The sequence below is a fragment of the Acinetobacter sp. A1 genome (assembly GCF_012371315.1).
Lineage (GTDB): Bacteria > Pseudomonadota > Gammaproteobacteria > Pseudomonadales > Moraxellaceae > Acinetobacter.
Window position 1 is genome coordinate 22584 of the sequence record NZ_JAAZQY010000030.1, and the last position, 6838, is coordinate 29421.

Below are 6838 nucleotides of genomic sequence, written 5' to 3' on the forward strand. Positions count from 1 at the left end.
TTTCTTCATTTTCCACTAAGCTGTGACATTCTCAAATTTGTACTGGAAATTTCAAAATGGCAGTTGGTGACGTCTCTATGCCACATATGCATGTGGTCAAAGGTGTAAAAATTGGTTCAGCTGAAGCCTATGTGCGCTATCAGAACCGACGTGACCTGGTTATTTTTGAATTTGCAGAAGGTTCAAATGTTGCGGGTGTATTTACCCAAAATGCATTCTGTGCTGCGCCTGTGCATGTCTCTAAAGCACATTTAGCTCAAACTAATCCACGTTATTTGGTGATTAATACAGGTAATGCCAATGCGGGTACGGGTAAATTGGGTATGCAAAATGCAGAAACCACCTGTGCCAAATTGGCTGAATTGGCGGGTGTATCTGCACAAGAAGTTTTGCCATTTTCTACAGGGGTGATTGGTGAACAATTACCTATTGAGCGTTTGGTCGCAGGTTTAGCACCAGCTTTGGCGTCGTTGCGTGATGATGCATGGCATGATGCCGCCACAGGCATTATGACCACAGATACCAAACCAAAAGGTGCGTCTGAGCAATTTGAGCTCGATGGTATTACATACAGCATGACTGGTATTTCTAAAGGCGCAGGCATGATTCGTCCGAATATGGCGACTATGCTTAGCTATGTTGCGACCGATGCCCCGATTCAACGTGATGTATTACAACAATTGCTCAAGCAAAGTGTAGAGCAATCTTTTAACCGCATTACCGTAGATGGCGATACTTCTACCAATGACTCATGCATTTTAGTGGCGACAGGTCAGGCAGGCGGTACGACAATTAGTAGCAATAATGATCCACGTTATGCGGTGCTATTGGATGTTTTAAATCGTGTGATGCTGCGTTTGGCGCAATTGATTGTTCGTGATGGCGAGGGTGCAACGAAATTCATTACGGTTCGTGTTGAAGGTGGCGCTAATACTCAGGAATGTTGTGATATTGCTTATAGCATTGCACATTCGCCATTGGTAAAAACCGCTATTTTTGCCTCAGATCCAAACTGGGGGCGTATCCTTGCTGCGATTGGTTACGCAGGCGTCCCTAATTTAGACGTTGAAAAAATTCAGGTTTGGTTAGATGATGTGCAAATATGTAAAGATGGTGGCGCTGCCGCAGACTATACCGAAGAAGCAGGTGCAGGCGTCATGGCGCAAACTGAAATGACCATTCGTGTAGATTTAGGACGCGGACAGGCCTCAGATACAGTCTATACTTGTGACTTATCTTATGATTATGTCAAGATCAACGCGGATTACCGTTCGTAAAATTTAAATTGAGTGAGAAAGCCTCCGTTGTGAGGCTTTTTTAGCATTTAATCGGCAAAGGGCTGGTGAATGAGCAAATAGCCCCCATATCATCAGTGACTTGAGTACGCTTGTGTTAGGGCAAGCATGAAGATAGAGAAGACGTTGTTATGAATGATGCGACCAATTTAATTGCCAATGAAGCAAAATCGATTGTGCAGGCGCATTTAGATCGCTTGGGTGAAACCAAAGAGCACCATTTGAGTGAGCAGGCCAAGCAGGAAAAATTTGCGCAAATTAAAGCAGAACTCGAAAAGCGCAATGCTGTCTTGGTTGCCCATTATTACTGCGATCCAGAAGTACAGGAATTGGCAGAGTACACGGGCGGTTGTGTTTCAGATTCTCTGGAAATGGCACGTTTTGGTCGTGATCATGCTGCAACAACATTGGTGGTGGCTGGGGTGAAATTTATGGGTGAAACAGCCAAAATTTTATCACCAGAAAAAACTATTCTAATGCCAACTTTGGAAGCGACTTGTTCACTCGACTTAGGTTGCCCTGTCGATGAGTTTAGCCGCTTCTGTGATGCACATCCTGATCATACTGTTGTGGTTTATGCCAATACTTCTGCTGCGGTAAAAGCACGTGCAGACTGGGTCGTGACATCTAGTTGCGCAGTTGAAATTGTCGAGCATTTAGATAGCTTGGGTGAAAAAATCATTTGGGCGCCTGACCAGCATTTAGGTCGCTATATTCAAAAGAAAACTGGGGCAGATATGTTGCTGTGGGATGGTTCATGTATTGTGCATGAAGAATTTCGTTCGCGCGGTATTGCCAACATGAAAGCGCTGTATCCAGATGCTGCAGTTTTGGTACATCCAGAATCACCTGAAGCTGTGGTTGATATTGCTGATGCAGTGGGCAGTACTTCACAGCTAATTCAAGCTGCGAAAAACTTGCCGAACGAGCGTCTTATTGTGGCAACTGACCGTGGCATTTTCTATAAGATGCAACAAGCGGTACCCAATAAAACTCTGATTGAAGCACCAACTGCAGGTGAGGGGGCAACTTGCCGCTCATGTGCACATTGCCCGTGGATGGCAATGAATGAATTAGATGGAATTTTGCATGTGTTGCAAACTGGTGATCAAGAAATATTCGTTGAGCCTGCGCTTGCAGAACGTGCTAAATTACCGTTAGATCGTATGTTGAATTTCAGTGCGAGTCTGAAACGCTAAAATTGATTGAAAAATATCAAAAATGCTTGATAAATATACGGTTGAAGCTTTTTTTTAATTTTTTTTAAATATAGGTGTTGACGTCTTCGGGCGTCACGCCTAGAATGCACACCGTACCGCACGATGTGCGATACACAAAAAGCTGAGATGAATCGGAGCATAGCACAGCCTGGTAGTGCACCTGGTTTGGGACCAGGGGGTCGTAGGTTCGAATCCTACTGCTCCGACCAATTCTTCAAGGCAACGTATCGCATGATATTATGTATCATCGGTCATGCGCCTGTAGCTCAGTTGGATAGAGCATCCGCCTTCTAAGCGGATGGTCACAGGTTCGAATCCTGTCAGGCGCGCCATTTTTGGGTGGCTTGGTATATAAGAACCAAATATGATGGTGGATGTAGCTCAGTTGGTAGAGCCCTGGATTGTGATTCCAGTTGTCGCGGGTTCGAATCCCGTCATTCACCCCAATCTCTTTAAGAGATAAACGGAGCATAGCACAGCCTGGTAGTGCACCTGGTTTGGGACCAGGGGGTCGTAGGTTCGAATCCTACTGCTCCGACCATTTTCTAAAATAGAAATGGTCAATAGATAAAGATACCGCGTTAAGCGGTTTTTTTATGCCTGAAATTTAGAAAAATACTTTTGTTGATTACATCTTTTAGGTGAAATAAAAAAAGCCTCAATGACTGAGGCTTGATGATCCGTTGAAATTTCTGTAGGGCTTTAAGGTACTATGGTCACATTTACCCGACGGTTAATCGCGCGATTTGCTGGTGTATCGTTGCTCACCATCGGTTGAGATGCTCCACGACCAATCACCTGAATATTGTTTCGTTCAAAACCTTGATCTAAAAAGATCTGAGCGACACTTTGGGCGCGTTTTTCAGAAAGAGTTTGATTGTAGCTGGGTAAACCCACATTGTCGGTATGTCCAATAAATTTAAGTTTATCTAGATCATATTTATGCAGTTGTTGTGCCAGCTGATTCAGGCGTTGTTGCTGAGGTTTTTGGATAGCGTATTCATCAAAACCAAATAATAAACGTTCAGGCAAAGCCAGTGTCCAGCCATCATCACTCAAAATAAACCCTTCATTTTTAAGCATACGTGCTTGTTTATAGCTGACATTGCCTAAGCTCATACATGCGCTGAGCGAAACCATAACTAAAATGAGAGAAGTGATCAGAACCTTTTTAAGCATGTGAAACCTGTTTATCAAATGGAGCGTAAAACTCTGTCCTTCAGGGCAGAGATGTAAGCGACACGACATGAAATGTCGTTGGGTTTTTCAAAAATCAACACCTTTAATTTAACACGATCTAAAATAAGCCCATGAAAACACTTAAATTACGCATAAAAGACAAACATTGCAAGGTGCTAGACCAATTAGCATCTGAGGTGAACTTTGTTTGGAATTATGTGAATGATTTGAGTTTTAAACACCTAAAAAGAACAGGTCACTTCTTTTCAGCATTCGACATGGCAAAGTACACCAAAGGTACTTCAAAGCTCTGTGGATTGCATAGCCAGACAATTGATGCAATTAGAGAAGAATTTGTCACCCGAAGAATACAGTATAAAAAAGCAAAGCTGAAATGGCGTGTTAGCAACAAGAAATCAGCAAGAAGATCGCTTGGTTGGATACCATTCAAAAAATCAGGACTGAAATATGCTGATGGATGGGTTGAGTATGGAAAAACCAAATTCGGCTTATGGGATAGCTACGGTTTAAGCAAATATAGTATTAGAACAGGCTCATTTGTTGAGGATAGTCGTGGGCGTTGGTATGTGTGCCTGGTCGTGGATTCACCTAAGTTAGACAAACCAACTGCAACTAAAGCCATTGGCATTGATCTAGGCTTAAAAGATATAGCCACCTGTTCTGATGGCACTGTGATTTCAAATCCAAAGTTGTATCGTAAATATGAACAAAAACTAGGTATAGCTCAACGAGCGAAGAATAAAAAGCGTATTCGTGCATTACACGCCAAGATTGCAAATTGTCGTAAAGATCATTTGCACAAAGCAAGCACCATGCTTGTAAAAGAAAATGCACTGATTATTGTTGGCGACCTGAGTGCAAAAAAACTTGTAAAAACTAAAATGGCTAAATCTGTTTTAGATACAGGCTTTTCAGCATTCAAAACAATGCTCAAGTATAAATGCGAGAACGCAAGTGTATTGTTTGAGGAAGTCAACGAAAGTTTCACAACCCAAATGTGTTCGTGCTGTGGTGAGATCACCGCAAGCAGTCCGAAAGGTAGAGCAGATTTGCGAATAAGAGTATGGGAATGTGAAAACTGTTTAAATACCAATGATCGGGATTTAAATAGTTCTAAGAACATACTTGCGCTTGGGCTTAAGCGTCTAGCAGTAGGAATCACCTCCGTTTAGGGAGGTGAGGAAGTCAATGTTTGATTGAGGTGAAATATACCATTTTATTTTATCGCGTTTCGCTTTAAGCATGGCACGATCTACATCAGCAATTAAATTTTCTGGTGTCTTGGCATATTCAGTTAATGCCACACCAATACTAACATTTAATGAGACTTGCTGCTGTTCGTATGTAAATGTGGCTGCATAACAGTTGTGAATTTTTTCACAGAAATTTTCCAATTCAGCCTGTGTATATGAACCTGTCAGAATCACTGCGAATTCATCTCCGCCTAATCGTGAAACAAAAGCATGCTCGGGCAAAATATCGATAAGACAGTGTGAAGAATCACGTAAAATTTCATCACCAATTAAATGACCAAATTGATTATTGATTTGGTTGAAATTGTTGATATCTAAAAATAAGACTGCAGCACTGGTAGTTGAACCATTATACAGTTTGAAAAGTGTTTCATAAAAATAATGTCGATTTGGCAGTTGAGTTAAACTGTCATATTGAAATTGATGTTGTAATTTGTTGTTTTCTGAAGTTAAATTCTTATGCGATTGCTCAATTTCCTTTAATAGACTATTAAAGGCATAACTGAGTTCGTGCAATTCCTGAATATCTGAACCAGAAATACGCATTTTGTAATTTTGTTGCGTGCTAATATCACGTGCAGAATCAACAATTGAGGTTAAGGATTGCATGAGATATTGATAAATTGAATTAATCGACCAAAACACGGCCATCAACATTAAAATAAAACCAAAACTTAGCCCAAGAACAATTTTGAGCAAAAAGCTGATCAGGTCGCTCGAATTACCGTAGACTAGCAGTTCGCCATATTTTTGTTGATCGTGATTAATACTCAGACGAACAGGGTCGTGGAAAAACAAATAATCTAACAAGGCTTGAATTGAAAATCGGTCAAGGTCTTGTTGTTCAATAAATGCCATACGCTTTTGTTGGGCTGAAAGCACTTCAATGGAGCGGACAGGATGGCGCTGTGTATGTTCAGTTAAGATTTCATTCAAAGTGATCTGATCGTTAAATACAACTGCAGGTTGAATACGTTCATTCAATGTGGTTGATAAATTTTGCAGACTATTTTTAGCGTAGGTGTTCATGGTGTAAGTCGAAATGACCAAAAAAATTCCAGAACAAATACAAAAGGTCAGTATAAAAATAGTGAGTTGAGAGCGCGTAAATAACTGATGCAAGGTAATAGGAGTGTATAACTGTTTCATGAGTTAGGCTCCGTTGGTTTTGCAAGTAATAACACTCGTGGATCAATATGCAATTTCGACTGAGTTAAGCTTTCTAAGTTGACTTTAAAAGCGTAGTTTTGATTCTTTTTATATAAACAAAAAGCGCTGCCTGTTTCACAGTCCACATTATTCAAGCTAATCGAAAGTGCAGGAAAATCGACTTGATGATTTAAAATCTGCTGTTCTTCAATGGCTGATAGAGTTGAAAAGATCAAAATTTGACAATCATTCTGCTTAATAGCATGCGTTTGAATGGCATGAATATCGTATTTATGATGTGCAGATGCATAGTTTTTAAAATGTTGTGCAACACTCGTGTTATCCACAACACAGAGTTTAGGCGTGTCTAGTCGCCATTTAGCATAAGCCAAAATTGAAAATGTGGTGCTGTACACACTTGGAGGTGGTGCTGCATGTAAAGTAGGGGCTGAAATTGCTATGAATGACAGTAAAATTATTTTTTTTAAAGTTCGAGTCATCTCAACACAACATTAAAATAGATCAAAAAATAGTTTAGCTAAAATTTAAAAATAAACATACTGCTAATTTTGGCTAAGAATACGACAAAGTTTAGAATTGTTGATTAAATATTGCTCATATAAGCGCTATTTTTGCTAAAAACCAAAAACAGGGCTTGCAAGCGATGGGAATTCATCTATAATGCACATCCATCGGCGGTGATGTTGATAAAAACTTGTTG

The 6838-nt window shown here is 40.5% G+C and carries 6 protein-coding genes and 4 tRNA genes; 7 read left to right on the plus strand and 3 right to left on the minus strand.

From position 1 onward, the window contains the following. The first annotated feature begins 56 nt into the window (after positions 1-56). The 6 genes from argJ to HHA41_RS10415 all read left to right on the plus strand — a co-directional run bounded on the left by argJ (position 57) and on the right by HHA41_RS10415 (position 3056). Entirely contained in the window at positions 57-1277 is a 1221-nt protein-coding gene (gene argJ, locus HHA41_RS10390; RefSeq protein WP_168461651.1) for a bifunctional glutamate N-acetyltransferase/amino-acid acetyltransferase ArgJ, read from the plus strand. Between the two features lie 149 nt (positions 1278-1426). Continuing rightward, positions 1427-2494 (plus strand): quinolinate synthase NadA, encoded by a 1068-nt coding sequence (nadA, locus tag HHA41_RS10395; protein ID WP_168461653.1) that lies wholly within the window; start codon positions 1427-1429, stop codon positions 2492-2494. A gap of 153 nt (positions 2495-2647) precedes the next feature. Further along, a tRNA-Pro gene (locus tag HHA41_RS10400) sits at positions 2648-2724 on the plus strand. Between the two features lie 46 nt (positions 2725-2770). Next, a tRNA-Arg gene (locus HHA41_RS10405) sits at positions 2771-2847 on the plus strand. Positions 2848-2885: 38 nt separating this feature from the next. After that, positions 2886-2961, plus strand: a tRNA-His gene (locus HHA41_RS10410). Between the two features lie 18 nt (positions 2962-2979). Then, positions 2980-3056, plus strand: a tRNA-Pro gene (locus tag HHA41_RS10415). 161 nt (positions 3057-3217) lie between these two features. Here HHA41_RS10415 and HHA41_RS10420 read toward each other — a convergent pair. Continuing rightward, on the minus strand, positions 3218-3694 hold the full coding sequence (locus tag HHA41_RS10420; RefSeq protein WP_168418587.1) for an OmpA family protein: 477 nt from the start codon (positions 3692-3694) through the stop codon (positions 3218-3220). Between the two features lie 131 nt (positions 3695-3825). Between HHA41_RS10420 and HHA41_RS10425 the strand changes: the two genes are divergently transcribed. Continuing rightward, the gene (locus tag HHA41_RS10425; RefSeq protein WP_168461654.1) at positions 3826-4887 is read left to right on the plus strand and encodes an RNA-guided endonuclease TnpB family protein; all 1062 of its coding nucleotides are present in this window, start codon (positions 3826-3828) and stop codon (positions 4885-4887) included. On the opposite strand, the gene HHA41_RS10430 is transcribed toward HHA41_RS10425, so the two are convergent. Together HHA41_RS10430 and HHA41_RS10435 are read right to left on the minus strand one after the other, a co-directional pair. Then, the gene (locus tag HHA41_RS10430) at positions 4861-6117 is read right to left on the minus strand and encodes a diguanylate cyclase (protein ID WP_168418589.1); all 1257 of its coding nucleotides are present in this window, start codon (positions 6115-6117) and stop codon (positions 4861-4863) included. The genes HHA41_RS10425 and HHA41_RS10430 overlap by 27 nt on opposite strands. Beyond that, the gene (locus HHA41_RS10435) at positions 6114-6617 is read right to left on the minus strand and encodes a YfiR family protein (protein ID WP_168418590.1); all 504 of its coding nucleotides are present in this window, start codon (positions 6615-6617) and stop codon (positions 6114-6116) included. Before HHA41_RS10435 ends, HHA41_RS10430 begins: the two co-directional genes overlap by 4 nt. Positions 6618-6838: the final 221 nt, after the last annotated feature.